Origin of the sequence: Mesorhizobium sp. M0598 (genome assembly GCF_040320865.1) — a bacterium.
Taxonomy (GTDB): Bacteria; Pseudomonadota; Alphaproteobacteria; order Rhizobiales; family Rhizobiaceae; genus Mesorhizobium.
The window spans coordinates 50,001-51,355 of record NZ_JAMYQL010000038.1 but is presented as its reverse complement, the minus strand read 5'-3'; the positions used below and the strand labels follow the sequence as shown (position 1 = coordinate 51,355).

Sequence of the window (1,355 nt, the reverse complement as noted above, 5' to 3'; positions counted from 1 at the left end):
ACATAGAAATTGACACTGCAAGCTCCTCGGCTCCTTGCTTCAGTGTCAGTATGTCTCGCTCATCACCTCAAGCCGCGCCAGATGGGGTCAGCTTGGCGCTTACGTTAGAGCTGCATCCATGCAGCACAGTTGGGTGCCGGCAGGACGTGGAACTCCGTCGCGGCGCGCGAGCTTCGGTGTTTGGCAGCACGCCCCAAAACAAAAAACCCGGCGCCGTAAGGCTACCGGGGTTTTTGATGCTCGCATGCAAGGAATTTGGTTGCGGGGGCTGGACCTTCCTTGGTGTCTCGCTGTGCCTGCTTCGTGCGAGGCCTGACGGGGATCGAACCAATCGGCCAGCAAAACGAAAACGGCCCGCACAAGGCGGGCCGTTTTCGAATTTGGTTGCGGGGACAGGATTTGAACCTGTGACCTTCAGGTTATGAGCCTGACGAGCTACCGGGCTGCTCCACCCCGCGTCAACCCTAAAGGTAAGCCTTGGCTCACCGGATTCAAGCTTCCGCCAAATGAAAGGGCCGCTTTCGCGGCCCGGAGTCCCGTTGGCGGGCCTGTTCGTAAGGAGAAGATTAAACAACGTGCGCTTGGCAGACCTGGCAGCGACCTACTCTCCCGCGTCTTGAGACGAAGTACCATCAGCGCTGGAGCGTTTCACGGCCGAGTTCGGAATGGGATCGGGTGCAGCCGCTCCGCCATAACCACCAGGTCGGCAAAACGCACGTTGCTCGAGAAGCTGTTTTCTGTGCCATCCATTTCGGCGCAATCCAAGGATTGTCACCAGAAATGGGCATTAGGAATGAGAACGATCAAGCCGATCGAACTATTAGTACCGGTAAGCTTCAAGCGTTGCCGCTCTTCCACACCCGGCCTATCAACGTGGTCGTCTTCCACGGTTCTCAGGGAATACTCGTTTTAAGGTGGGTTTCCCGCTTAGATGCCTTCAGCGGTTATCCCGTCCGGATATAGCTACCCTGCTATGCGGCTGGCGCCACAACAGGTCCACCAGAGATCCGTCCATCCCGGTCCTCTCGTACTAGGGACAGATCCTTTCAATATTCCTACACCCACGGCAGATAGGGACCGAACTGTCTCACGACGTTCTGAACCCAACTCACGTACCGCTTTAAATGGCGAACAGCCATACCCTTGGGACCTGCTCCAGCCCCAGGATGCGATGAGTCGACATCGAGGTGCCAAACAACCCCGTCGATATGGACTCTTGGGGGTCATCAGCCTGTTATCCCCGGCGTACCTTTTATCCGTTGAGCGATGGCCCTTCCACGCGGGACCACCGGATCACTATGACCGACTTTCGTCTCTGCTCGACTTGTCAGTCTCGCAGTCAGGCAGGCTTATGC

At 57.0% G+C, this 1,355-nt stretch carries 1 tRNA gene and 2 rRNA genes (1 of these 3 only partly in view); all 3 read right to left on the bottom strand.

Annotated elements, in window-relative coordinates:
- Positions 1-381: 381 nt before the first annotated feature.
- Positions 382-458 (bottom strand) — tRNA-Met (locus tag NKI59_RS29985).
- Positions 459-588: 130 nt separating this feature from the next.
- Positions 589-703, bottom strand: a 5S ribosomal RNA gene (gene rrf / locus NKI59_RS29980).
- A 96-nt stretch (positions 704-799) separates the two neighbouring features.
- Positions 800-1,355, bottom strand: a 23S ribosomal RNA gene (locus NKI59_RS29975); it runs 2,243 nt beyond the window's last position.